This is a genomic window from Nocardioides sp. GY 10113, from assembly GCF_004919105.1.
Classification (GTDB): domain Bacteria; phylum Actinomycetota; class Actinomycetes; order Propionibacteriales; family Nocardioidaceae; genus Nocardioides.
This window is the reverse complement of sequence record NZ_STGK01000017.1, coordinates 34,263-58,513: the sequence shown is the minus strand read 5'-3', so window position 1 is coordinate 58,513 and position 24,251 is coordinate 34,263. Positions and strand designations below refer to the sequence as shown.

Genomic DNA, 24,251 nt, shown 5'->3' with positions numbered 1-24,251 from the left:
GACCCCGGTCGCCGTGCCTCAGAGGCCGGCGACCGGCGGCAGGGTGACCACCTGGCCGGCGTAGCTCAGCCCGGCACCGAAGGCGATGAGCAGCGCCGTGTCACCCGGCTTCGCCTCGCCGTCGCGAACCATCCGCTCGATCGCGAGCGGCACCGAGGCCGCGGAGGTGTTGCCGGTGTCGGCGATGTCGCGGGCCACCGGGATGCCCTCGGGGAGCTTGAGGTTGCGGACCAGGGTGTCGGTGATCCGCATGTTGGCCTGGTGCGGGACGAACGCGTCGAGATCGGCGAGCTCGAGGCCGGCGCTGGCGACGGCCTCGCGGGCCACGTCGGCCATCTTGAACGGCGCCCAGCGGAAGACCGCCTGCCCCTCCATCGCGATCACCGGCTGCTGGTCGTGCTCGACCTGGCGGCAGCGCGGCTCCTGCCGGATCACCTGCGACTGGCTGCCGTCCGAGCCCCAGGCCACGGGACCGATGCCGGGCTCGTCGGCCGGCCCCACCACGACCGCGCCGGCCCCGTCGGCGAAGATCATCGCCGTCGACCGGTCGGTCGGGTCCAGGAAGTCGCTGACCTTCTCGACGCCGACGACCAGCGCGTACTCGGCGCTGCCGCCGCGGACCAGGTCCGAGGCGACCGAGAGCGCGTGGCAGAAGCCCGCGCAGCCGGCCGAGACGTCGAACGAGGCGGCCCTGGAGCCGAGCCGGTCGGCCAGCATCGGCGCAGCGTGCGGCGTGTGCTGCCCCTGCGTGGTCGACGCGACGATCACCGCGCCGATCTGGTCGGCGGTGATGCCGGCGGCCTTGAGGGCGTCCTCCGCCGCCGCGACACCCATGTCGATCACCGTCTCGTCCTCACGGGCGAACCGTCGGCGCTGGATCCCGGTCCGGGACTGGATCCACTCGTCGCTGGAGTCCAGCACCTCGCAGATCTCCGCGTTGGTCACCACCCGCTCGGGCCGGTAGATGCCGAGACCCAGCATCGCGGTGGCCGCCGCTCCGGGGCGCTGGCTGATCTTCGACATGGTGTCTCCTGTGGGTGACGACGGCGTGACCGCGGTGTGACGGCTGTCTCCCAGGCTACTTCCGTGGCACCGAGGCGGCCGCGCCACGGTGCGCAGAACGTGGACGCGTGCGGCCTGGGTCACCTCCGGCAGAGATCCGGACAGCCCCGGCGGCACCGGCGCGCGCGGTGTTGGATGTCCTGGTGACCGACGCCACACCCGACGCCGTTCCGGACAGCCAGCCCGCCGAGGGCCTGACCGAGCTGCTCGCCCGCCGCCACCTCACCACCGACGCCGCCCGTCCCGACAAGGTCGCACGCTGGCACGCCGCCGGTCGGCGTACCGCTCGGGAGAACATCGCGGACCTGGTCGATGCCGGCTCGTTCGTGGAGTACGGCCGGTTCGTCACCGCCGCGCAGGAGCAGCGCCGCCACCTCGCCGAGCTGGTCACCGAGACGCCGGCCGACGGCATCATCGGCGGCACCGCCACCGTCGGCGGCCGTCCGTGCGCGGTGCTCTCCTACGACTATCTGGTGATGGCCGGCACCCAGGGGATGCGCGGCCACCGCAAGTCCGACCGGCTGATCGAGGTGGCCGGACGAATGGGGCTCCCGGTGGTCTTCTTCACCGAGGGCGGAGGCGGCCGGCCCGGCGACGTCGACATCCCGCTCGTCTCCGCGCTCGACGTCGGCTCCTTCGCCCTCTGGAGCGAGCTGCAGGGGGCGGCCCCGCGCATCGCGGTCGTCTCCGGCCGCTGCTTCGCCGGGAACGCGGTGCTCGCCGGGTGCGCCGACCTGCGGGTGGCCACGCCGGACGCGAACCTCGGCATGGCCGGGCCCGCGATGATCGCGGGCGGCGGCCTCGGCCAGTTCGCCCCCGAGGAGATCGGCCCGGTCGAGGAGCAGGCCGCCAACGGCGTGCTGGACGTGGTGGTCGACGACGAGGAGGAGGCCGTCGACGTCGTACGGCGACTCCTGGCCTACACGGGCTGGCCCGAGCTCGAGGGCGCCGGCGGTGACCCGGCGGCACTGCGCACGATGCTGCCGGACAACGACCGCGAGGCGTTCGACGTGCGGCCGGTGGTCGAGGCGATGTGCGACGAGGGCAGCGTGACCTGGCTGCGCGAGGCCTGGGCGCCCGAGCTGGTGACCGCCTTCGCCCGCGTCGACGGGATCGCCGTGGGAGTCATGGCCAACCAGTCGACCCACCTCGCCGGTGCGCTCACCGCGGACGCCTCGACGAAGGCCGCCGACTTCCTCGGCCTGTGCGAGCGCTGGCGGCTGCCGGTGGTCTCGCTGGTCGACACCCCGGGCTTCATGGTCGGCCCCGAGGCCGAGCGCACCGGACTGGTCCGGGAGTCCTCCCGGATGGTCACCGCCGGGTCGCGGCTGACCGTGCCGCTGGTCGGCGTGGTGCTGCGCCGCGGCTACGGGCTGGGCGCGCAGGCGATGCTGGGCGGCAGCACCCACCGCCCGCTGCTGACCGTCGCCTGGCCCGGGGCGCACCTGGGCCCGATGGGCCTCGAGGGCGCCGTACGGCTGTCGATGGCCAAGGAGCTGGCCGCGCTGCCCGAGGATGATCGCGAGGCGGCGGTCGCCGAGCACACCGCGGCGATGCGGCGCCATGCCCACGCGCTCAACGTGGCGCGGGTCTTCGAGATCGACGACGTGATCGACCCCGCCGAGACGCCAGGGGTGATCGCCGCGACCCTCCGGGCGGCGGCGGGCTGAGGCCGGGGACGGACTGTCGGCGGGCTCGGGCTCCGGACTCGGGCTCCGGGCTCGGTGAGGGCGCGTCAGGGGTGGCCGCGGTCGACACGGATCTCGACCGTCTCGACCACCTCGATCTCGACCTCGACCGAGACCTCGACGGCGCGCTTGCGCCGGCGGAGCCCGGCAGCGGTGAGGCGACGTACCAGGTCGCGGCTGCGCACCACCTGGGCGCCGGCCGCCACCGCCGCCTCGAACGCCTCCGCGGGGACGTCGTAGTGGTCGCCGTCGAAGGCGCGAGGCGGAACGCCGAGCGCAGCGGCGAAGGCGTGCAGCTCCTCGTAGGACTCGTCCGAGGCCAGGTGCGACCAGAGCCTGCCCCGCCACGGCACCTGAGGCGGATCGATCAGCACGGTCACCCGTCGCACCCTAGTCCCGACCGAGGTTTGAACACCGCGCTGGCGGCATAGGCTCACGACATGAACCTCACCCACGCACCGCTCCGCGCCGCGACGGGCGCGTTCATCCTCAACTCCGGGCTCAACAAGCTCAACGCCGACGAGGAGACCGCGCAGCAGCTGCACGGCTTCGCATCGACGGCGTACCCCCAGCTCCAGGGCGTGCAGCCCGCGACCCTGACCAAGGTGCTCGGCTGCGGCGAGGTCGCGCTCGGCGGTGCCCTGCTGTTCCCGAAGGTCCCGTCCGCGCTGGCCGGCACCGCGCTCGCCGCGTTCGGCGCCGGGCTGCTCAACCTCTATCTCCAGGTGCCCGGGATGCGGAAGCCCGGCTCCCTGCGTCCGACGGAGGCCGGCACCCCGCTGGCCAAGGACGTCTGGCTGGTCGGCGCCGGCACCACGCTCGCGCTGCAGGGTTTCTTCAACGGCGCCCGCCGGGCCGGCCGGAAGGCCGCCAAGAAGGTCAGCTCTGCCACCGAGAGCGCCCACGACGCGCTCCCGATCTGACGCTGCCGCCACGCCTCCGCCCCACCGCGGGCCGAGGGTCCGTGGGGCGGAGACGGCGGACGGTCTGTCGGTTGCCGGTCGGGGGCGTGCGCCTGCGCCAGTCGTGTGCCTGAGGCATAGGGATAGCGGGTTCCTGGACACACAACCCCTCCCACGCCAGAACCTGGCTCGCGTCGTGTGCCCCACACCCCGGCATAGCGGGTCCCTGGACACACGCCCCCCACCGCACCGGAACCCGGCTCGCGTCGTGTGCCCCACACCCCGGCATAGCGGGTCCCTGGACACACGACCCCCACCGCACCGGAACCCAACCCGCGTCGTGTGCCCCACACCCCGGCATAGCGGGTCCCTGGACACACGACCCCCACCGCACCGGAACCCAACTCGCGTCGTGTGCCCCACACCCCGGCATAGCGGGTCCCTGGACACACGACCCCCACCGCACCGGAACCCGGCTGGCGTCGGTGCCCGGCCACCGCGGACTCGTCGACCGCCCCGGACATGACGAGTCCCGACACGACGAGGCCCGACATGACGATGCCCGACATGACGATGCCCGCCGCGCGATCGCGCGGCGGGCATCGATGCTGATCGCCGGGGGTCAGCCCTTGAACGCGTCCTTCACGTTCTTGCCAGCGTCCTTGACGCTCTCCCCGGCCTTCTTTACGGACGCCTCGGACTGGTCGGCCTTGCCCTCGACCTCGAGCTCCTCGTCGCCCTTCGCCTTCCCGGCGGCTTCCTTGGCCTTGCCTGCCAGGTCCTCGGCGGTGTTCTTGGCCTTGTCTGCGAACGACATGACCGCTCCTTCCTGATCGGCTTCCTGGTCACAACATCGGACACCAGTCCTCTACCCGACGCCCCCCCGCGGCAAACCCCGACCGCCTGGTGGGCGGCCCGCGCACGGCTCACGACAACCGCGGCGCGGGCCTGGTAGGAATGAGGCACACATCCACGCGCCCGCCCGCTGCGGCGCAGGTCAGCACAGGAGTAGGCATGGTCCGTCTGTTCTGGAGAGTTCTGGTCTTCCTCGTCTCGTCGGCCGTCGGCATCCTGGTCGCCACCCTGCTGCTGAAGGACATGACCCTCGACGCGACCGGCTTCCTGGTCGTGGTCGTCGTCTACTCGGTCGTGCAGGCGGTGATCCTGCCGTTCGTCACCAAGCAGGCGGCCCTGCACGCCTCGGCGTTCCTCGGCGGCACGGCCCTGCTGGCAACCCTGATCGCGCTCGTCGTCGCCACGCTGATCAACGACTCGCTCATGATCGACGGGTTCGCGACCTGGATCGCGGCGACGGTGATCGTCTGGCTGGTCACGGCGCTCGCGACGCTGCTGGTCCCGCTGGCGCTGGTCAAGCTCGGCGTCGAGGCCATCCGCGACAAGAAGGACTAGGCCCGATCCGCAGCAAGAAGCTCCTCCTCACCGTCGACGCCCCCTCGCTCCTGCACCGCAGCCACCACGCGCGCGCCGAGACGGGCCTGCGCGACCGCAGCGGCCGACCCGCGTGGGCGCTGCACGGCATGCTCCGCCAGATCCTCGAGGCGATCGACCGGTTCCAGCCGGACGCCGTGCTCTTCGGACTCGACGACCGCACGGCCTCGGTGCGCGCCGATCGCTACCCGGAGTACAAGGCCGGCCGGGCGCCCAAGGACCCGGCGCTGATCGAGCAGCTGGGGCGGGCCGGCGCCCTGCTGGACGCCCTCGGCCTGGCCGCGATGACCCCTCCCGGGCTCGAGGCCGACGACGTCAACGCCTCCGCCGCGACCTGGGCCGAACGGCACGGCTGGGAGTGCGTCATCGTCACCTCGGACCGCGACTCCTTCGCGCACATCAGCGACCACACCCAGGTGCTGCGGCTGATCAACGGCGGCATCAACGCCTCTCCCCTGCTCAACCCCGCTCGGTTGCAGACCATGTACGGCGTCGCCGCCGAGCACTACCTGGAGTACGCCGCCCTGCGCGGCGACGCCAGCGACAACCTGCCCGGCGTGGCCGGCATCGGGGAGAAGTCCGCGGCGCTGCTGCTCGAGGCCGCCGGGCCGATGGCGGCGGTCTGGGCCGACCTCGAGCACGCCGGCGGCGTGAACGTCGCGGCGGCGATCGACGACTGGAGCCTGGAGCAGGGCGGCCGGCGGGTCGGTGCCGGAGTGGTCCAGCGCCTCTCGGCCCCGGGTGCGCGCGAGCGGTTCGACTTCAACGTCGCCATCATGTCCGGTCGCGACGACCTGGACCTGCCGCTGACCCCGGACGTGCCGGGGACGCCCGGGCTGCTCCCGCTCGACCCGCCGCGGGTGTCCCGGGTGGTGGCGCACCTCAACGTCGAGGCGACGCGCCAGCTCGCGCTCCGGGTGCTGACCGAGCCGCCCGGGTCGCAGGCGTAGCGCGTTCCAGCAAGACCCGGGTCCGGGTCCCGATCAGTCGTCGCGCATCAGCGCGAGGAACTCCCCGACCTCGGCGCGCAGCCGCTCGGCCAGCTGCGCGAGGCCCTGGTAGTCCGCGGCCACCTCCCCGACGAACGCCCGGTCGGCGCCCGCCATCGCGGCGGCCGCGCCGTCGACGGCGACCCGGATCGCCTCGGCCTGGGGCGCCATCTCACGCAGCGCGTCGGCGACGGAACGCAGGTCCTCGCCCGACCGCGCGGCGGCGGCCTGGGTGTCGGCGACCTGCCGGCTGATGGTGGCCGCGGAGCCGGCCACGCTGTCGGCCAGCGACTTCACCTCGTTGGCGACGACGGCGAAGCCGCGGCCGGAGTCCCCGGCGCGAGCCGCCTCGATGCTGGCGTTCAGCGCGAGCAGCCGGGTCGCGGCCGCGATCCGCGCGATGGTCGCGACCACGTCCTGGATCTGGCCCGAGGAGTCCTCGAGCGCAGCGACCGTCGCGCCGGTCCCCTCGGTCCGCTCCACGGTGCTGGCCGTGGACTCGGTCAGGTGCTGAGCGGTCGCCGACAGCTCCACCGACGCGGAGGCCACCTGCTCGGCGACGTGCAGGACGGTCGCCTCCAGGCGGTCGGCCAGCGCCAGCCGGTCCGCGTGCGCGGTCCGGACCCGCTCGTCCGCGGCGGCCATGGCCCGTCCGGCGGCGTTGATCGTGGCGGCGCCGGAGCGGAAGGTGCCCGCGGTCCCGCCGAGCAGGAAGCGCCGGTGGTAGCGACCCTCGCTGGCGGCCTCCAGGGAGGCGGTGGACTCGCGGACGAAGGCGTCGGTGCGGTCCAGCAGCAGGTTCGCCGCCGACCGCAGCGCAGCCAGCTCGGGGTTGGCCTCGAGGCCGTCGAGGAGCGGCACCCGCGCCTCGAGGTCACCGTGGGCGGCCCGGGTGAAGGTCTCGGCGAGGACCCGGATCACCTCGTCCCGCGCGGTGGTGGTGGCCGCGCTCGGGCCGTGGTCGCGCACCCGCATCAGTTCCCCGTCTCGATCAGCGACCAGACGAACTCGTCATAGGTCTGTCCGGCTTCCTGCAGCCGCGCCATGAGGGCCTGGTAGCCGGCCTCGGCGGCCTCGTTCGCGCCCTGGTGGCGGGCCTCCACGGCCCGCAGCTCCCGATAGAGCCCGTCAGCGGCGGCCACCGCGGCGCGGCTGGGCACCCGGCGGTTGGAGTGGTAGCCGACGACCGCGCCGGAGGCGTCGCGGGTCGGCGTGACGTGCGCGAGCACCCAGTAGTGCGCACCATCGCCCGCGAGATTGAGCACGAGGGCGAAGATCTCCCGCCCGGCGTCGATCGTCTCCCAGAGCAGCTTGAAGACGGCGCGAGGCATGTCAGGGTGACGGATCATGTTGTGCGGCTGCCCGAGCATCTCCCGCTCGGGGTGCGCGGAGACCCGGCAGAACACGTCGTTGACGTAGGTCATCCGCCCGCCGCGGTCGGTCTTGGTCACGATCACCTCGTCGGCGCCGAACGTCCTCTCGACGCCCGTCGGACGCACCGCGGGTCGACTCACCTTGTTCCCTCCGTCGTGAGCACCAACGCGCCCCATGTGCTCCAGGCAGTGTGGCCACACGACCCGAGCGATCTCGCACGACCCATCGGCACCGGGACGCCTGGGGTGAGCCGATGCGCGATGTCGCACGGATCACACGGGCACCTGCGGCACCACGCGCCACAGCCACAAGCTGCCGACGGCGGCGAGGAACGGCCTTCGGCCACCAGGTGGGAGACTGGCCGGGTGACGCAGTTCCTCCCCGGATGGCATGAGTTCCGCGAGGCCCGTGAGACCCGGCTGAGGAGCCCGAACGGCTACCTCGCCATCACCGGCCTGCACTGGCTCGACGAGACACCGCAGCGCTTCGAGGACGTGCCCGGCGCCTGGGCGCAGGACGACCGAGGCGTCACGGTCACCCTCGGCCCGGACGAGCGGATCGACCTCTCCGGCGCCGCCCTGACAGAGGGGACACACACCGTCGGCGACCTGGATGACGAGGGCGTGCGCGCCTCCTTCGACGGCGGCAGCGCCGAGGTGGCCGATCGCGACGGCCGAGCCATCCTCCGCCCGCGGCGGGCCGACGCGCCGCACCTGCGCGCCTACCGCGAGACGCCCTGCTACCCGGCCGACCCCGCGTGGGCGCTCCCCGCACTCTTCGTCCCGTACGCCGACGGCGGGAACGCCCCGGCCGTCGGCGAGGTGGTGTTCGCACACCTCGGTCGCGAGCACCGGCTCGTCGCCTGGGACAACGGCGACGGGAGCCTGTGGCTCCTGTTCCGCGACGCGACCTCCGGGGTGACCACCTACGCCGCCAACCGGCAGCTGGTGGCCGCCGCGCCGGGCGACGGCGGCGCCGTGACGCTGGACTTCAACCGCGCGATCAACATGCCCTGCGCCTATACCGAGCACGTCACCTGCCCGCTGCCGCCGGCGTCGAACACGCTGCCCTTCCCGGTCGAGGCGGGCGAGAGGATCCCCGTGATGGCCGCGCTGGAGCCGCTCGGCGCCTGAGGCCGGCCAGCCCCGGTCCGGCGGGGACGCGCGCGTCACAGCCCCGGCAGCACCTCGCGCACGATCGTCAGCAGGCACTCGCGCAGCAGCAGGTGGGCCTGGTCCCGGCTGAGCGCACCGTCGCGCGACCACTCACGGATCGCGCCGCGGGCCAGCTCGCCGTACGCGCGGACGGCGGCGCGCGCGGCGGCGTCGGCGGGGTCGCCGCCGACCATCTCCAGCACCCGCCCGGCAGCGAGGTCGCTGGCCTCGTCCAGGATCGCCAGCACCTCGGCGTCCTCCCCCACCCCCTCGGCGGCGCGCACGGTCAGGTAGCTGGCGCGCTCGCGAGTGATCAGACCGAGGAACCAGCGCACGGCGGTGTCGACCCGGTCGGGCAGCGGACCGGCCGCCAACGGCGCCTCGCCGAAGTCCGGCAGCAGCGAGGCCCGCCGTACGACCTCCAGGTAGAGCGCGCGCTTGTCACCGAAGTAGTGGTTGAGCAGGCCCCGCGCGGCGCCCGCCTCCCGGGCGATCTCGGTCGTGGAGACCTCGGCGTAGGAGCGCTGGGCGAAGAGGCGCTCCGCGGCCACCAGCAGCTGCTCGCGACGCTCGTCGGGTGCGAGCCGTCGGCGCGACTTCGCCGGTTCGGCCGCAGTGGTCATGGCCCGACCATACTATTGGCAGCATGCCAACAAAGGCCTAGCCTGGTAGTCGACCTCCACCAGAGCGCCGAGAGGACCACAGTGACCGCCGACGCCACCGCCGACGCCACCGCCGGCGACGCCACGACCGGGAGGCGCACGGCGCGCGACGTCCCGGTGCCCGCCGGGTTCGACATCCGCGGCCACCTCTCCGGGATCGGCGCCCACCTCGCCGGTCCCGCCAACGTCGTGATGCAGCTGGCCTGGCCCAGCGTCGGGTACGGCGTGATGAACAGCCGCGTCGACAGCGGCAACGCCGTGAAGCGCCCGTTCAAGCGCGGCCGCACCACGTTCACCTACCTCGCGGTGGCGATGCTCGGCACCGACGAGGAGCGCGCGGCGTTCCGCAAGGAGATCAACGGGGCGCACGCTCAGGTCTACTCCCACGAGGGCGAGCCGGTCGCCTACCGTGCGATGGACCCCCGGCTCCAGCAGTGGGTCGCGGCCTGCCTCTACGTCGGCACGGTCGACATGATCGAGAAGATGCACGGCCCGCTCCCCGAGGCCGAGGCCGACGCCCTGTACGCGTACGGCGCCCGGTTCGGGACGACGCTGCAGGTGGCGGCCGCCGACTGGCCCGCGGACCGTGCCGCGTTCGCGGCGTACTGGGAGGAGTCGCTGGCCGAGGTGCGGATCGACGCACCGGTGGCGGCGCACCTGCTGCACCTGGTCCGGTTCAAGAACTTCCCGCGGCCCTTCCACGTGCTCGGCCCGTTCTTCGTCTTCGTGACCACCGGCTTCCTGCCCCCGCTCTTCCGGGAGGCGATGAGCCTGCCCTGGAACGACCGTCAGCAGCGCCGCTTCGACCGCTTGATGCGGCTCCTCGGCCGGTTTGAGGCGGCACTCCCCCGACCGGTCAGGAGCTTCCCGTTCAACGCCTACCTGCTCGACTTCCGGCTCCGCCGCCGTCTCGGCCGCCCGATCCTCTGACCGACCATCCCTCGTCCACAGGAGCCTCGATGGACTTCGACCTGCCCGAGTCCGCCCTCGCCGTCCGCGAGGGCGTGGCCGCCGTCGCCGCCAAGTACGACCACGCCTACTGGTCGCGGTGCGAGGAGCAGCACCGGTTCCCGCAGGAGGTCTTCGACGACCTCGGCCGGGGCGGCTGGTTCGGGCTCTGCGTGCCCGAGGAGTACGGCGGCGGCGGGCAGGGCCTGCTCGAGCTGGCCGTGGCGAACATGACGCTGTGCGCCTCCGGCGGCGTCGCCGGCACCTTCTTCTACGTCACCACCCCGGGATTCGGGGCGATGACGCTGACCCGACACGGCACCGACGAGCAGAAGCAGCGGATCCTGCCCGGCCTGGCCGACGGCACGATCCAGTTCTGCCTGGCGCTCACCGAGCCCGACGCCGGCTCGAACGCGATCGAGATCACGACCGCGGCGAGGCGCGACGGCGACGAGTTCGTGGTCAAGGGCCAGAAGGTCTGGATCTCGAACGTCGAGAACGCCGACTGGATGGTCGCCGTCACGCGCACGATCCCCGCGGCCGAGACGAAGGCGCGAGGTCTCCCCCGGACCGCCGGGTTCACGCTCCTCCTCGTCGACGTGAAGCAGGCGCTGGCCGACGGAACGCTCTCCTACACCCCGATCCCGAAGATGGGCAGCAACATCCTGCACTCCTCACAGGTCTTCTTCGACGAGGTGCGGGTGCCCGCGGAGAACGTCATCGGTGAGGTCGACGCCGGCTTCGCGGTGCTCTGGGACGTGCTCAACCCCGAGCGGATCCTGGCCGCCGCCGGCGGCGTCGGCACGGCGGACGCGGCCCTGCGGATCGCCTGCGACTACGCCCGCGAGCGCGAGGTCTTCGGCCGCCCGATCGGCGCCAACCAGGGCCTGCAGTTCCCCCTCGCGCAGCTCAAGGCGAAGGCCGAGCTCGGCCGGCTGATGACGTACCACGCGGCCTGGCTCTTCGACCAGGGCCGCCCCTGCGGCAACGAGGCGAACGTCGCCAAGCTGACCGGCGCGCAGGTGGGCTGGGAGGCCGCCAACCAGGCCTTCCAGACCCTCGGCGGCATGGCCTACTCCAAGGAGTACCCGGTGGAACGGATCTTCCGGGACGCCCGGATCGCCAAGAACATCCCGGTCGCCGAGGAGCTGGTGCTCGCGCACATCGGGACCCAGATGCTGGGGCTGCCCAAGAGTTACTGAGTCGGATGGGCCGAGCGTGGCTCTGGCTTCGCTCGGCCACGCTGCCGGCCGCGCAGCTGGCCGCCGCAGTGGTTCCGGCCACCTGGCGGCCTACGGCGGCTCTGGTCCCGGACGGACCGAGCACATCGCGACTCGGCAGAAGCTGGCAGGACAGACGCCGAGTCGGCAGGGAGTTCCTGCTGACTCGGCGTCGTCGTCACATCGTCAGACGCGGGGCGCGCCGCCGGAGCGGCCGCCGCTGCGGCCGCGGGACCGGCCCCGGCCGCCCTGGCCGCCGCCCTGGGGGCGCTGCTGACCGGAGCCGGAGCCCTGGCCGCCGCCCTGGCGGGAGCGCTGCTGTCCGCCCTGACCGGCCTGTCCGCCCTGGCCCGCGCCCGCAGTGCCCGACGGCTTGCGCCGGGAGCGCGCGGAGCGTCCGCCACCGCCGCTGCCCGAGGACTGCTTCGGCTGACGCGGCTGCTGCGGCACGGTGAGCTCGAGGGCACCGGGGCGCGAGCGCTCCCCCGGCGCGAGCTCGACCAGCACCGGGTGGGCGCTGCCCTGGATGCGCGTGGTGGTCGGCTTGATGCCGGCCGCCCGGGTCAGGTCGCGCACGTCGTTGCGCTGGTCGCTGGTCATCAGCGTGATCACGGTGCCCTCGGCGCCCGCCCGCGCGGTGCGGCCGGAGCGGTGCAGGTAGGCCTTGTGCTCGGCCGGCGGGTCGGCGTGCACGACCAGCGAGACGTCGTCGACGTGGATGCCGCGCGCGGCGATGTCGGTGGCGACCAGCGCGGCGGCCTTGCCCTCGTGGAAGGCCGCGAGGTTGCGGGTACGGGCGTTCTGCCCGAGGTTGCCGTGCAGCTCCACGGCGGGGACGCCGTTCTTGTTGAGCTGGCGGGCCAGCGCCTTGGCGCCGTGCTTGGTGCGCGTGAAGACGACCGTGCGGCCCGGCGCGCTGGCCAGGTCGAGCAGGATCGGCAGCCGGTGCTCGCGGTCGATGTGGAGCACGTGGTGGGCCATGGTGGCCACCGGCGACTGGGCCGAGTCGGCCTGGTGGGTCACCGGGTCGTTCAAGAACCGCTTGACCAGCACGTCGATGCCGCCGTCGAGCGTGGCCGAGAAGAGCAGGCGCTGGCCGGCCTTCGGCGTCTGTCCCATCAGGCGCCGCACCGCGGGCAGGAAGCCCAGGTCGGCCATGTGGTCGGCCTCGTCCAGGACGGTGATGGCAATGTCGGCGAGGCTGCAGTGGCCCTGACCGATCAGGTCCTCGAGCCGGCCGGGGCAGGCGATCAGGATGTCGACGCCGCGCTGGATCGCGTCCACCTGCGGCTTCTGGCCGACGCCACCGAAGACGGTGCGCGAGGTCAGGCCCGTCGCGGCGGCCAGCGGGGCGAGCGCCTCCTCGATCTGGCCGACCAGCTCGCGGGTCGGGGCGAGGATCAGCGCGCGCGGACGGCCCGGCTTCGCCTTCGCACCACCGGAGAGGCGGGTCACCAGCGGGAGCAGGAAGCCGTAGGTCTTGCCGGAGCCGGTGCGGCCGCGGCCGAGCACGTCGCGCCCGGCGAGGGCGTCGGGCAGCGTCGCTGCCTGGATGGGAGTGGGAGTGGTGATCCCGCGCTGCTCGAGCACCGTCGCGAGCGAGGTGGGCAGGCCGAGATCGACGAAGGAGGTCATGCGTGAGGCGTCCTTGGGTTGCGCCCACCGATGCCCAGATGTCTCCGCCAGGCGGCGGCGGGCGGCCTACGGAGCGTCGTCGCCGGACGGACCGACGATCGCTGCGACGTGGCACTCAACCCGCGGTGGGACCCGAACGAGCTGAAGCACCAGGCTAACGGCGATGCTCGTCCCGACCCCCATCGACGAGTCCCCCCGGGCCCGTGGCCTTGCTCACCCCGGGACGGTGTCCCGCCTCGACACCACTCTCCGGGTAGTATTAGTGGACGATTCAACAATCCGAAGGATTCGACGATCCGAAGGGGGTGCCGGTGCCTACCTACACCGAGCAGGGCAAGGCCTACACCCGGGACATGCAGTACCTCCCCGATCGGATCACCGCCGAGCCCGGCCGCTCGCGCGACCCGTACGGCGGCCACGACCTCGACGTCACCACCTGGCCGGTCGAGCCGGGCCGCTACCGACTGGTGGCCGCACGCGCCTGCCCCTGGGCCAACCGGGCGATCATCGTGCGCAGCCTGCTCGGCCTCGAGGGCGTGATCTCGATGGGCCTGACCGGCCCCACCCACGACGCCCGCAGCTGGACCTTCGACCTCGACCCGGGCGGCGTCGACCCCGTGCTCGGCTACGAGCGCCTGCAGCAGGCCTACTTCGCCCGCGACGCGGCGTACCCGCGCGGGATCACCGTCCCCGCGATGGTGGACGTGCCGACCGGCGCCGTGGTCACCAACGACTTCCCGTGGATCACCCACGACCTGTTCTTCGAGTGGCGCGACCACCACCGCCCGGGAGCACCCGACCTGTGGCCCGACGCCGTGCGCCCGGAGATGGAGGAGGTGATGCAGCGCGTCTTCACCGAGCTCAACAACGGCGTGTACCGCTGCGGCTTCGCCGGCTCCCAGGAGGCCTACGACGCGGCGTACGAGCGGCTCTGGTCGACGATGGACTGGCTCGAGGAGCGGCTGACAGACCGTCGCTACCTGATGGGCGACGCGATCACCGAGGCCGACATCCGGCTGTTCACCACGCTGGTCCGCTTCGACGCGGTCTACCACGGCCACTTCAAGTGCAACCGCAACAAGCTGACCGAGATGCCGGCGCTGTGGGGCTACGCCCGCGACCTGTTCCAGACGCCGGGCTTCGGCGAGACGGTCGACTTCGACCAGATCAAGCGGCACTACTACGTGGTCCACGAGGACATCAACCCGACCGGGATCGTGCCCCGCGGGCCGGAGTCGAGCGTCTGGCTGTCCCCGCACGGGCGCGAGCGGATCTGACGCTCACCCGCGGGCCCGCGGCGGCTCGTACGCCGCCATCGGCTGGATGTGGGCCGCGTCGACCCACTGCTGGTAGACCACCAGGTCGCCCGGCGAGCGAGGTGGCGGCACCAGCGCGAAGACGCACAGCCCCTGCCACACCACCACGCCCTCCCGCGGCGTCGTGCGCCGCCAGGTCAGCAGGATCCCCGGCAGCGAGCTGGGGCCCCAGCGCATGGTGGTGTCCACCCACACGTGCACCGGCGGCGTACGACGCACCGGCTGCTGCTCCATGGCTGGAGCCTAGCCCGACATCGAACATCTGTTCGAATGGGGGTCGGCGACCGCTCGCCGGCGCAGGGCCGCGCACCCGACCGGAAAAATGAAGCCGGGCCGCGACCTCTGGGGGGGTCGGTCGCGGCCCGACGACCACCATCATGACATACCCGGCGCGAGAACCAACACCCGGGGCAGGTGTGTCCCCGGGAAGCCGAAGTCACTCCCAGAACACGCGGTCGACGACGCCCCGGGCGTGCCGCGTGACCCGCCGGTAGTCGTTCACCAGCGCGTCGGTCTCGTCGAGCCGGTAGCCCATCACCCAGGCCACGGCGCGACGCTCGACGGTCGCCCGGGGGAACTGGTCACCGGGCTTGCCGCGGGCCAGGAGCACGGCGTTGCGCACCCGGCTCACCATCCGCCAGGCCTCGGTCAGGGTCTCGGCGTCGTCCTCGGCCAGCAGGCCGCCCTCGGCAGCGGCGCGTACCGCGGGCAGCGTCTGCGCCGTCCGCAGACCGGGGTGCTCGGCGCCGTGGCGCAGCTGGAGCAGCTGCACGGTCCACTCGATGTCGGCGAGGCCGCCGCGGCCGAGCTTGAGGTGCGTGGCAGGGTCGGCGCCCCGCGGGAGCCGCTCGGTGTCGACCCGCGCCTTGATCCGGCGGACCTCCTGGATGTCCCGCTCACTCAGACCGCCCTCGGGGTAGCGCAGCGGGTCGATCAGCTCGGTGAACCGGCGCCGCAGCGACTCGTCGCCGACCACGGCGTCGGCGCGCAGCAGCGCCTGTGCCTCCCAGACCTTGGACCACTTCGCGTAGTACGCGCCGTAGGCCTCGAGCGTGCGGACCAGCGCACCCTGGCGCCCCTCGGGGCGCAGGTCGGCGTCGACCACGAGGGCCGGGTCCGGGCCGGGGGCGGCGAGCGCGGCCCGGACCTCCTCGGCCACGGCCTTCGCGTAGGAGGCCGCCACCTGCGGGTCCGCGCCGGGGTAGGGGTCGTGCACGAAGAGCACGTCGGCGTCGGAGCCGTAGGAGAGCTCGAAGCCGCCGTACCGCCCCATCGCGACGATCGCCAGCGCGGTCGGCTCCTCGTCCAGCCCACGCTCGGCGCGCACCGCCTCGCCGGCGACCTGCAGGGAGGCCTCGAGCGTCGCATCGGTGAGGCGGGACAGGGCGAACCCGACATCGGCGACGTCGGTGAGGCCGAGCACGTCGCCGGCCGCGATCCGCAGCAGCTCGCGGCGCCGGATGGCCCGGATCGCGCGCGCCGCCTTGCCGGCGTCGGCCTGCCGCCGCGCGGTGGCCAGCATCTCCTCGCGCAGCGGCTCGGCGCCGAGCGGCGTGAGGTCGCCGGCCAGCAGCCGCACGCCCTGCGGCTCCCGCTCCAGCAGGTCGGTGGTGTAGCGCGACGTGCCGAGCAGGTGGGCCAGCCGATCAGCGGCCTCCCCCTCGTCGCGCAGCGTGCCCAGGAACCACGGGCTCCGGCCGAGCGCCTCGCTCAGCTTGCGGAACCCGAAGAGCCCGGCGTCGGGGTCGGCGCACTCCGAGAGCCACTGCAGCATCGCCGGCAGCAGCGCGCGCTGGATCGCCGCGGCCCGGCTGACGCCGGCGGTCAGCGCCTCCAGGTGGCGCAGGGCGGAGCGCGGGTCGGCGTACCCGAGCGCGGCGAGTCGGACCGCGGCCGCCTCCGAGGAGAGGTGCACGCCATCGCCGGGGATCTGCGCGACCGCGGTCAGCAGCGGTCGGTAGAAGAGCTTCTGGTGCAGCCGGCTGACCTCGCGGCGGTGGTGCTCCCAGAGCCGGTTCAGGGCCTCCACCGGCTCCTTGAGCAGGCCGAGGCTGCGCCCCAGCCGGCGCAGGGACGGCTCGTCGGTGGGCACCAGGTGCGTACGCCGGAGTCGGTAGAGCTGGATCCGGTGCTCGAGCTGGCGCAGGAAGGCGTACGCGCGGTGCAGCTGCTCGCCGTCCGAGCGGCCGACGTAGCCACCCTCGGTGAGGCGGGCCAGGGCGCTGAGGGTGGTCGGCGGCCGGATCGCCTCGTCGGCCCGGCCGTGCACCAGTTGGAGCAGCTGGATCGCGAACTCGACGTCGCGCAGGCCGCCGGCGCCGAGCTTGAGCTCCCGGTCGGCGTCCTTGGCCGGGATGTGGTCCAGCACCCGGCGGCGCATCGCCCGCGCGGCGTCGACGAACCCCTCGCGGTCCGCGGCCGACCACACCATCGGCGCGACCATCTCCACGAACTCGTGCCCCAGGTCGAGGTCGCCGGCGACCGGCCGTGCCTTGAGCAGCGCCTGGAACTCCCACGGCTCGGCCCACCGCTCGTAGTAGCCGCGGTGGCTGGCCAGGGTGCGACTCAACGGCCCCGCCTTCCCCTCGGGCCGCAGGTTGGCGTCGACGGGCCAGATGGTGCCCTCGGCGGTGTGGTCGGAGCAGACCTGGATCATCTGCGCGGCCAGCTTGGCCGCGACGCGCCCGGCCGCGGCGACCGCACCGGCGTCGGCGTCGGGGTCGGCGGGCTCGTGGGCGAAGACGACGTCGACGTCGGAGACGTAGTTGAGCTCGTGCCCGCCGCACTTGCCCATCGCGATCACGGCCAGCCGCACGGTCGCGGCGTCCTCGGTGCCGACCCGCGCGCGGGCCACGGCCAGCGCCGCCTCGAGCGTGGCGGCGGCGAGGTCGGAGAGCTCGGCCGCCGCGTCGTCGACGGGCAGGTGGTGGGCCAGGTCGCGGGCCGCGAGTCGCAGCAGGTGCCGGCGGTACTCCACGCGCAGCGCGTTCACCGCCTCCTGGTCCGGCAGCGTGGCGACCGGCAGCGGCGCGGCGTGGTCGGCGCCGACCGCCTCGAGCAGCGCGTTGCGCATCGCGAACGCCGGCACGCGGGTCGACCCGAGCGTCGGGTCCCGCAGCTCGCGCCACTGCTCGGGATGGTGCAGCAGGTGCTCGGCGAGCGCGGCGCTGGCACCGAGCACGCAGAGCAGCCGCATCGCCAGCCCCTCGTCGTGGCAGACCGCGGCGAGCAGCGCCTCCCGGTCCTCCACCGCGTCGGCGAGCCCGACGAGGGCGGTGAGCGCGGCGTCCGGATCGGCCACCAGGCCGAGGAGCGCCAGCAGCTCCCGCCCGCGGTCGCCCAGCTCGGCGAGGTCGCGCTGGGCGCGCTCGGTGTCGGAGAAGCCCAGTCGCACCATCTCGGTGCGGATCGTCGGCCGGATCACCGCGCCGGCTCCTGGGCCGATCCCCGGGCCGATTCCCGGGCCGATTCCCGGGCCGATTCCCGGCCCGGTTCCCGGGCGGTGCCGCCCGCCGCGATCCGCGCCGCGAAGGCCGCACCGCGCTCGAGGCGGCGCACGTCGAGCCGGGGACCCGCCTCGGTGAGCCAGGTCCCCAGCAGGTGGGGCGGGCACTCGTCCTCGTGCTGGAGGACCAGGATCCTGTCCACGGGCTCGACCTCGCGCGCGCCGCCGCCGGTCACAGCACCGGCAGCATGCGGTCCCGCTCGAACGCCGACACCTGGCCGCGGTACTCGTCCCACTCGGCCCGCTTGTTGCGGAGGAAGTAGTCGAACACCTGCTCCCCCAGCGTCTCGGCGAGCAGCTCGGAGTTCTCCGCGATGCTGATCGCCTCGTTGAGGTTGCGGGGCAGCGGCTCGATCCCGAGGCTGCGACGCTCCCTCTCGGTGAGGGCCCAGACGTCGTCCTCGGCCTCCGCGGGGAGCTCGTAGTCGTTCTCGATGCCCTTCAGACCGGCCGCGAGCACGGCGGCGTAGGCGAGGTAGGGGTTGCAGGCGGCGTCGATCGTGCGCAGCTCGACGCGGGTGGACTGCCCCTTGTGCGGCTTGTACATCGGCACCCGCACCATCGCGGACCGGTTGTTGTGCCCCCAGCAGATGTAGGACGGCGCCTCGCCACCGAACATCATCCGCTTGTAGGAGTTCACCCACTGGTTGGTGACCACGCTGATCTCGTTCGCGTGCCGGAGGATGCCCGCGATGAACCGACGTCCGGTCTTGGAGAGCTGGTACTCGGCACCGGCCTCGTAGAAGGCGTTCTGGTCCCCCTCGAACAGCGAGACGTGGGTGTGCATGCCCGAGCCCGGGTGGGTGGTGAAGGGCTTGGGCATGAAGCTCGCCCAGATCCCCTGCCCCAGCGCCACCTCCCGGATGACGGTCCGGAAGGTCATGATGTTGTCGGCGGTGGAGAGCGCGTCGGCGTACCGCAGGTCGATCTCGTTCTGGCCGGGGCCGGCCTCGTGGTGGCTGAACTCCACCGAGATGCCCATCGCCTCGAGCATCGTGATCGCCTCGCGACGGAAGTCGGAGCCGAACGAGTGCGCGGTGTGGTCGAAGTAGCCGCTGCGGTCGACCGGGATCGGCTCCGCACCCGGCTCCGGGGCGTCCTTGAACAGGTAGAACTCGACCTCGGGGTGGGTGTAGAAGGTGAACCCCTGGTCGGCGGCCTTGGCCAGCGTCCGCTTGAGCACGTTGCGCGGGTCGGCGTACGACGGCGAACCGTCGGGCATCACGATGTCGCAGAACATCCGGGCGGTGGCGGGACCGTCGGAGCTGCGCCACGGAAGGATCTGGAACGTGGTCGGGTCCGGCAGCGCGAGCATGTCGGCCTCGTAGACGCGGGCGAAGCCCTCGATCGCCGAGCCGTCGAAGCCGATGCCCTCGGAGAAGGCGCCCTCCAGCTCGGCCGGCGCCACCGCCACCGACTTGAGGAACCCGAGCACGTCGGTGAACCAGAGCCGGACGAACCGGACGTCGCGCTCCTCGAGAGCGCGGAGGACGAAGTCTTCCTGCTTACCCATGGCTGCAGCCTAGGGGCAGGAGACACGGCGCGCGGCCCGGGTGCCCGACACACGATCGCGCCCGCCGGGCCCGGTCCAGCACCTGAAAGTACGACTGCCGCCGACCGCTCCGCCCCTAGCGTCCCCGACGTGCACACGATCTGCCGAGCCCTCGCCGCGGCCGCGGCGGCCGCCGGCCTCTCGGCGGTCACGGGATGTAGCGGGGGATGGTTCCCCGACGACGAGGCGTCGGCTCAGGCGCCGACTCCGTGGACGCCTGTTCCGACGACGTCCGCCGCGCCGACCGTGACGGAGTCACCGGTTGCCCAGCAGCCGAGGAGCAGGAAGCGGACGAAGGCGGCCGCACCGACCTCTCGGTCCGCATCGCAGGCTCCGGCCGCCGACAACGAGCTCGGCCTGCCCCACGAGGTCATCGTCCGCCTGGGCAGCATGGCCGACCTCTACGGCTATGGCCTGGGTCCGGGCACTGCCCTGGACTACGAACAGGCCACCAACTTCGCGTACGGCGTCTCCGTCGTCTGCGACAGCTGGCGTTCGGGCGAGACGACCGTCCAGGACGCGGTGGACGACGACGTCATGAGCGGGGCCCCGGTCAGCGATGCCCGCGGGTTCAACCGCTACCTCCACACCACGTTCTGCCCGGCGTACCACGCCGCGGGCAACTGACCCACGACGAACGGACCCCCGACCCGGTCGGTCGGGGGTCCTCATCGGTCGGACGCGCGGCGTGCGATCAGTCCCGCAGTGCCACGGCGAGCTTGTCGACGAGGGCCGGCATGCCCTTCTCCCACTGGAAGCTCAACGCGGTCGGCGGCGAGACCGAGGAGACGTTGGCCGGGCCCACCATCTGGGCCACGGCGCCGGCCCCGACCGCCGGGATGGTCAGCGCCTTCTCGTCCGTCAGCATCGCGTCGGCCTCCTCCTGGGTGGAGTGGTAGCTGACGATCAGGTCGGACTCGAGCGCATCGGCCTTCTCCCAGCTCAGCTCGAAGTAGAAGCCGTTGTCGGAGGTGTCCAGCTCGGCGACGCTCGGGGCGACCTCGAAGCCGAGCTCGGTGAGCACGCCGACCCGCGGGTCGATCCCGGTGTAGACCGACAGCGTGGTCGGGGCGGCCCAGATGCCGGCGACCGTCGTGCCCGCGAACTCGGGGTGCGCCGCGGCCTCCTCGGCCATGTAGGCGTGGATCTCGTCGAGGATCTCCTCGCCCTTCTCCTCCCGGCCCAGCGCGGTCGCGGTGAGACGGATGGTCTCGTCCCACGGCGTGGTCCAGGGCCCCTCGGTGAAGGCGACCACCGGGGCGATCTCGGAGAGCTGCTCGTACTGCTCCTCGGTGAGGCCCGAGTACGGCGCCACGATCAGGTCGGGGGTGGCGGCGATGAACTCCTCGTAGGGGATCTCGGCACCGCCGGCGTCGTCGTTGAGGACGACGGGGTGCTCGACGCCCGCCTCGTCGTAGGCCTCCTCGACCCAGGGCAGCAGGTTGCCCTCGCCGGCGGTCCACAGCTGCTCGGCGACGGCGACCGGGTAGACGCCGGCGGCGATCGCGGCCTCGGTCGATCCCCAGCCCCACGTGGCGACGCGGGTCGGCTCCGCCTCGATGACGGTCTCGCCGTAGAAGTTCTCGAGGGTGATCGGGAAGACGTCGGCCGCCTCGCCGGCCGTTGCGGCGGTGGCGGTGGCGGAGTCGTCGGAGCCGCAGGCGGCCAGGGTCAGGGTGGATGCCAGACCGGCCACGACGGCTGCGGTGCGGCGGAAGCCACGTGTCGTGCGCACGCGAGTCTCCTTCAGGTTGCGGACTGTTAGTAAGCCCAGCCTAACCTAACCCGCATCCGGGCATGCAGAGGGGTCAGCGCCGCGAACGACCGCGGGGCACCACCAGCGGACCACCGGTCACCGGGTCCGCGACGACGGCCGCGTCGAGGCCGAACGCGTCGCGGACCGTCTCCTCGGTCAGCACGTCGGCGGGTGCCCCCTGGCCCACGATCCGTCCGGCCGCCATCACGACCACGTGGTCGGCGTACCGGGCAGCGTGGTTGAGCTCGTGCAGCACCATCACGACCGTCGTACCGCGCTCCTCGTTGAGGTCGACCAACAGCTCGAGCAGCTCGATCTGGTGGGTGAGGTCGAGGTAGGTGGTCGGCTCGTCCAGCAGCACGGCGCTGGTCTCCTGGGCCAGCACCATCGCGATCCAGACGCGCTGTCGCTGCCCGCCCGAGAGCTCCTCGAGGCGCCGTTCGGCCAGGTCGGCGACGCCGGTGGACTCGAGCGAGCGCAGGACGACCGCGTCGTCAGTGCTGGTGTGTCGTCCGAACCAGCCCTGGTGCGGGTAGCGCCCGCGAGCGACCAGCTCCGCGACCCGGACCCCGTCGGGCGCGACCGAGGCCTGCGGCAGGACGCCGATCAGGCGCGCCAGCTCGCGGCGCGACAGGGCGTGGGCGTCCTCGCCGTCCACGGTGATCCGGCCACCCTGGAGCGGGTGCAGGCGGGCCAGACCGCGCAGCAGGGTGGACTTGCCGCAGGCGTTGGGGCCGACGATCGCGGTCACCTTGCCCGGCGGCAGCGCCAGGTCGAGGCCGTCGATGACCGGGTGCGCCCGGTAGCCGAGGACGACACCCTCGGCGGTGATCGCTGTGCTCATGCCCGCTCCCTCACTCCGGTCTCCGTCAGTGCTCGCATCCGCCCCCGCATCAGCGCCCACCCCGCTCGCTGCGCGCCAGCAGCCACAGCAGGTACGGCGCGCCGACCAGGCCGGTCACCACGCCCACCGGGGCCGTCATCGGGCCGAGCGCGTGCTGGCCGACCACGTCGGCGCCGATCGTCAGCGCCGCCCCGACCGCCGCCGAGGCTGCCAGCGCTGGCCCGCCGTCATCGAGCAGTCGGCGGGCGATCGCGGGAGAGACCAGCGCCACGAAGGCGACCGGGCCGGCCACGGCGGTGGCCAGCGCGACCAGCCCGACGCCGATCAGCAACGCGGTGGCCCGGGCCCGGCCGGCGTGGAGGCCGAGCGAGGCCGCATGGTCGTCGCCCAGTGCCAGCCGACGCTGGTCGCGGGCGACCAGCGCGGCCAGTACGGCCAGTACGGCGACGCCGGCCGCGAGCAGCCCGAGCAGCTCGTCGCGGACGTCGGCCACGCTGCCGACCGTCCACAGCAGGACGCTGCCGGCGTCACGATGGTCGGCCTCGGACAGGCGCCAGGAGATCAGCGAGGCGCACACGTAGGAGACGCCGACGCCGACCAGCACGAAACGCAGGCCGTGCAGGCCCCCACGCCACGCGAGCGCCCAGATCGCGACGGCCGCGGCGATCCCGCCGCCCAGCGCCGAGAGCGTGACCACGCCACCCGACGCGCCGTACCCGACCACGGCGGTCACAGCGCCGAGCGAGGCACCGCCGGAGATGCCGAGGATGTCCGGACTGGCCAGGTTGTTGCGCAGTGTGGACTGGAACAGCGCGCCGGCCAGGCCGAACGCGGCGCCGGCCAGGACCGCCGCCAGCGCACGCGGCAACCGGAGCTGCTGCACCACCAGGAGGTCGAGCCGGTCCCCGACCCCGAACACGGCCGGCAGCGCCCGCTGCGGCGGGACACCGGCGACACCGAGCACGAGGGCGAGCAGGAGCAGCACCAGGGCGAGGCCCGCCGCGGCCGCGGCGACGACCGCGCCGCGGGCGCGCTGGCGCCGCCGGATCCTGCCGAGCGCGAGGATGCTCACAGCCCCGCCACCCGTCGCCCACGGGCCACCGCGATCAGCACCGGCGCGCCGATCAGCGCGGCCACCACCCCGGCCTCGAGCTCCTCGTCGCCGAGCAACCGGCCCAGGATGTCGGCGACCAGCAGCATCGCCGCGCCGAGGAGCGCGCAGAGCGGGACCAGCCACCGGTGGTCGGTGCCGACCAGGCGCCGGGCGGCGTGCGGGACCGCGAGGCCGACCAGCGCGATCGGCCCGGCCAGCGCGGTGGCCGCGCCGGCGAGGCAGACGATCGCGGCACCGGCCCAGACCCGGGTGACACCGACCCGCTGCCCGAGCCCGGCGGCGACGTCGTCACCCAGCGCGAGGCCGTTGAGCCGGTGGGCGAGGGGTGCCGCCACGACCGCGCCCAGGACGACGAAGGGCCACAGCGCGGCGACGGCATCCAGGTCCCGCCCGGTGAGCGCACCGACGGCCCAGAACCGCAGGGAGTCCAGGGCGTCGACGTCGCGGAAGAGCAACAGGGTGGTGAGCGGCGCGAGCAGAGCCGAGACGGTGGCACCGGCCAGCGCCAGCTGGACCGGGCGACCGTGACCGATCGCGAAGACCAGCACCGCGGCGATCGCGGCACCGACGAAGGCGAACCAGATGGAGGCCGCGGGGGCGACCACACCGAAGGTGGTCGCGGCCACCACGATGCCGAGCGAGGCACCGGCGTTGAGCCCCAGCAGCCCGGGGTCGGCCAGCGGGTTGCGGGTCACCGCCTGGGCGAGCACCCCGGCCAGGCCCAGCGCCGCCCCGGCGAGCAGACCGATGACGGTCCGCGGCACCCGCTGGCCCCGGATCACTGCGTGGTCGACGTCGCCGGCGACCGGACCGACCAGCGCCTGCCAGGTGTCGGCGAGCGCCACGCCGCGCACGCCGAGCGCGAGACTGAGGCCGGCAGCGGCGAGGACCCCGAGCCCGGCGAGCCCGAGCACCAGGGTCCGGCGTCCGCGCCCCGTGGCGACCACGCCGCCAGGCGCCGGCGCCGTGACGATGGGATCCGCGCCAAGTAAGGCTTGCATAACCTAAGTCTCACACACCGCCGACGTGGGGGTTGTGGCCCCCCGACTTGCGGGTTACGTCCCCCCGACTTGCGGGTCGT

The 24,251-nt window shown here is 73.4% G+C and carries 24 protein-coding genes; 9 read left to right on the top strand and 15 right to left on the bottom strand.

What is annotated here, in order from left to right:
- Positions 1–18: 18 nt before the first annotated feature.
- The gene (locus E8D34_RS17710; RefSeq protein ID WP_136595990.1) at positions 19–1,023 is read right to left on the bottom strand and encodes a beta-ketoacyl-ACP synthase III; all 1,005 of its coding nucleotides are present in this window, start codon (positions 1,021–1,023) and stop codon (positions 19–21) included.
- A 182-nt stretch (positions 1,024–1,205) separates the two neighbouring features.
- On the opposite strand from E8D34_RS17710, the gene E8D34_RS17705 reads away from it, so the two are divergent.
- The gene (locus E8D34_RS17705; RefSeq protein ID WP_136595989.1) at positions 1,206–2,732 is read left to right on the top strand and encodes a carboxyl transferase domain-containing protein; all 1,527 of its coding nucleotides are present in this window, start codon (positions 1,206–1,208) and stop codon (positions 2,730–2,732) included.
- A 65-nt stretch (positions 2,733–2,797) separates the two neighbouring features.
- Here E8D34_RS17705 and E8D34_RS21425 read toward each other — a convergent pair whose 3' ends face one another.
- Positions 2,798–3,130, bottom strand: a complete 333-nt coding sequence (locus E8D34_RS21425) for a DUF4031 domain-containing protein (protein ID WP_136595988.1) — start codon at positions 3,128–3,130, stop codon at positions 2,798–2,800.
- A 60-nt stretch (positions 3,131–3,190) separates the two neighbouring features.
- On the opposite strand from E8D34_RS21425, the gene E8D34_RS21420 reads away from it, so the two are divergent.
- A complete protein-coding gene (locus E8D34_RS21420) occupies positions 3,191–3,673 on the top strand; it encodes a hypothetical protein (protein WP_136595987.1) in 483 nt (160 codons plus the stop codon).
- A 601-nt stretch (positions 3,674–4,274) separates the two neighbouring features.
- Here the strand turns inward: E8D34_RS21420 and E8D34_RS17690 are convergent.
- On the bottom strand, positions 4,275–4,469 hold the full coding sequence (locus E8D34_RS17690) for a CsbD family protein (protein WP_136595986.1): 195 nt from the start codon (positions 4,467–4,469) through the stop codon (positions 4,275–4,277).
- A gap of 197 nt (positions 4,470–4,666) precedes the next feature.
- On the opposite strand from E8D34_RS17690, the gene E8D34_RS17685 reads away from it, so the two are divergent.
- Positions 4,667–5,062, top strand: coding sequence for a hypothetical protein (locus E8D34_RS17685; RefSeq protein ID WP_136595985.1), 396 nt, complete (start codon positions 4,667–4,669; stop codon positions 5,060–5,062).
- Between the two features lie 5 nt (positions 5,063–5,067).
- The gene (locus tag E8D34_RS17680) at positions 5,068–6,051 is read left to right on the top strand and encodes a 5'-3' exonuclease H3TH domain-containing protein (RefSeq protein WP_136595984.1); all 984 of its coding nucleotides are present in this window, start codon (positions 5,068–5,070) and stop codon (positions 6,049–6,051) included.
- 33 nt (positions 6,052–6,084) lie between these two features.
- Here E8D34_RS17680 and E8D34_RS21590 read toward each other — a convergent pair whose 3' ends face one another.
- Complete coding sequence (locus E8D34_RS21590; protein ID WP_136595983.1) at positions 6,085–7,065, bottom strand: methyl-accepting chemotaxis protein; 981 nt, start codon at positions 7,063–7,065, stop codon at positions 6,085–6,087.
- Positions 7,065–7,604 carry a PAS domain-containing protein gene (locus E8D34_RS17670; RefSeq protein WP_206056784.1) on the bottom strand — a complete coding sequence of 180 codons (540 nt, stop codon included), beginning with the start codon at positions 7,602–7,604 and terminating at the stop codon, positions 7,065–7,067. Before E8D34_RS17670 ends, E8D34_RS21590 begins: the two co-directional genes overlap by 1 nt.
- Positions 7,605–7,829: 225 nt before the next feature.
- On the opposite strand from E8D34_RS17670, the gene E8D34_RS17665 reads away from it, so the two are divergent.
- The gene (locus tag E8D34_RS17665) at positions 7,830–8,597 is read left to right on the top strand and encodes a DUF1684 domain-containing protein (protein WP_240771435.1); all 768 of its coding nucleotides are present in this window, start codon (positions 7,830–7,832) and stop codon (positions 8,595–8,597) included.
- 35 nt (positions 8,598–8,632) lie between these two features.
- On the opposite strand, the gene E8D34_RS17660 is transcribed toward E8D34_RS17665, so the two are convergent.
- Positions 8,633–9,241 (bottom strand): TetR/AcrR family transcriptional regulator, encoded by a 609-nt coding sequence (locus E8D34_RS17660; RefSeq protein ID WP_136595980.1) that lies wholly within the window; start codon positions 9,239–9,241, stop codon positions 8,633–8,635.
- A gap of 81 nt (positions 9,242–9,322) precedes the next feature.
- Here E8D34_RS17660 and E8D34_RS17655 point away from each other — a divergent pair, with 81 nt between their 5' ends.
- The gene (locus E8D34_RS17655; protein WP_206056783.1) at positions 9,323–10,210 is read left to right on the top strand and encodes an oxygenase MpaB family protein; all 888 of its coding nucleotides are present in this window, start codon (positions 9,323–9,325) and stop codon (positions 10,208–10,210) included.
- A gap of 29 nt (positions 10,211–10,239) precedes the next feature.
- Positions 10,240–11,430: an acyl-CoA dehydrogenase family protein gene (locus E8D34_RS17650; protein ID WP_136595979.1), complete on the top strand. Its 1,191-nt coding sequence runs from the start codon at positions 10,240–10,242 to the stop codon at positions 11,428–11,430.
- 204 nt (positions 11,431–11,634) lie between these two features.
- Here E8D34_RS17650 and E8D34_RS17645 read toward each other — a convergent pair whose 3' ends face one another.
- The gene (locus tag E8D34_RS17645) at positions 11,635–13,083 is read right to left on the bottom strand and encodes a DEAD/DEAH box helicase (protein WP_136595978.1); all 1,449 of its coding nucleotides are present in this window, start codon (positions 13,081–13,083) and stop codon (positions 11,635–11,637) included.
- Between the two features lie 353 nt (positions 13,084–13,436).
- Here E8D34_RS17645 and E8D34_RS17640 point away from each other — a divergent pair, with 353 nt between their 5' ends.
- A complete protein-coding gene (locus tag E8D34_RS17640; RefSeq protein WP_136596021.1) occupies positions 13,437–14,360 on the top strand; it encodes a glutathione S-transferase C-terminal domain-containing protein in 924 nt (307 codons plus the stop codon).
- A gap of 3 nt (positions 14,361–14,363) precedes the next feature.
- On the opposite strand, the gene E8D34_RS17635 is transcribed toward E8D34_RS17640, so the two are convergent.
- The 4 genes from E8D34_RS17635 to glnA all read right to left on the bottom strand — a co-directional run bounded on the left by E8D34_RS17635 (position 14,364) and on the right by glnA (position 19,417).
- Entirely contained in the window at positions 14,364–14,633 is a 270-nt protein-coding gene (locus E8D34_RS17635; protein ID WP_136595977.1) for a hypothetical protein, read from the bottom strand.
- Positions 14,634–14,835: 202 nt separating this feature from the next.
- On the bottom strand, positions 14,836–17,796 hold the full coding sequence (locus tag E8D34_RS17630; RefSeq protein WP_136596020.1) for a bifunctional [glutamine synthetase] adenylyltransferase/[glutamine synthetase]-adenylyl-L-tyrosine phosphorylase: 2,961 nt from the start codon (positions 17,794–17,796) through the stop codon (positions 14,836–14,838).
- A 23-nt stretch (positions 17,797–17,819) separates the two neighbouring features.
- Complete coding sequence (locus E8D34_RS17625) at positions 17,820–18,047, bottom strand: hypothetical protein (protein ID WP_136595976.1); 228 nt, start codon at positions 18,045–18,047, stop codon at positions 17,820–17,822.
- A 29-nt stretch (positions 18,048–18,076) separates the two neighbouring features.
- Positions 18,077–19,417 (bottom strand): type I glutamate--ammonia ligase, encoded by a 1,341-nt coding sequence (glnA, locus tag E8D34_RS17620; RefSeq protein ID WP_136595975.1) that lies wholly within the window; start codon positions 19,415–19,417, stop codon positions 18,077–18,079.
- 129 nt (positions 19,418–19,546) lie between these two features.
- On the opposite strand from glnA, the gene E8D34_RS17615 reads away from it, so the two are divergent.
- The gene (locus E8D34_RS17615; RefSeq protein WP_136595974.1) at positions 19,547–20,083 is read left to right on the top strand and encodes a hypothetical protein; all 537 of its coding nucleotides are present in this window, start codon (positions 19,547–19,549) and stop codon (positions 20,081–20,083) included.
- A 67-nt stretch (positions 20,084–20,150) separates the two neighbouring features.
- On the opposite strand, the gene E8D34_RS17610 is transcribed toward E8D34_RS17615, so the two are convergent.
- From E8D34_RS17610 to E8D34_RS17595, 4 genes are all read right to left on the bottom strand, one after another.
- Positions 20,151–21,191: an iron-siderophore ABC transporter substrate-binding protein gene (locus E8D34_RS17610; RefSeq protein WP_136595973.1), complete on the bottom strand. Its 1,041-nt coding sequence runs from the start codon at positions 21,189–21,191 to the stop codon at positions 20,151–20,153.
- A 73-nt stretch (positions 21,192–21,264) separates the two neighbouring features.
- Entirely contained in the window at positions 21,265–22,056 is a 792-nt protein-coding gene (locus E8D34_RS17605; RefSeq protein ID WP_136595972.1) for an ABC transporter ATP-binding protein, read from the bottom strand.
- Positions 22,057–22,105: 49 nt separating this feature from the next.
- The gene (locus E8D34_RS17600; RefSeq protein WP_136595971.1) at positions 22,106–23,128 is read right to left on the bottom strand and encodes an iron chelate uptake ABC transporter family permease subunit; all 1,023 of its coding nucleotides are present in this window, start codon (positions 23,126–23,128) and stop codon (positions 22,106–22,108) included.
- Complete coding sequence (locus tag E8D34_RS17595; RefSeq protein ID WP_136595970.1) at positions 23,125–24,171, bottom strand: iron chelate uptake ABC transporter family permease subunit; 1,047 nt, start codon at positions 24,169–24,171, stop codon at positions 23,125–23,127. The genes E8D34_RS17600 and E8D34_RS17595 overlap by 4 nt, the downstream gene beginning before the upstream one ends.
- Positions 24,172–24,251: the final 80 nt, after the last annotated feature.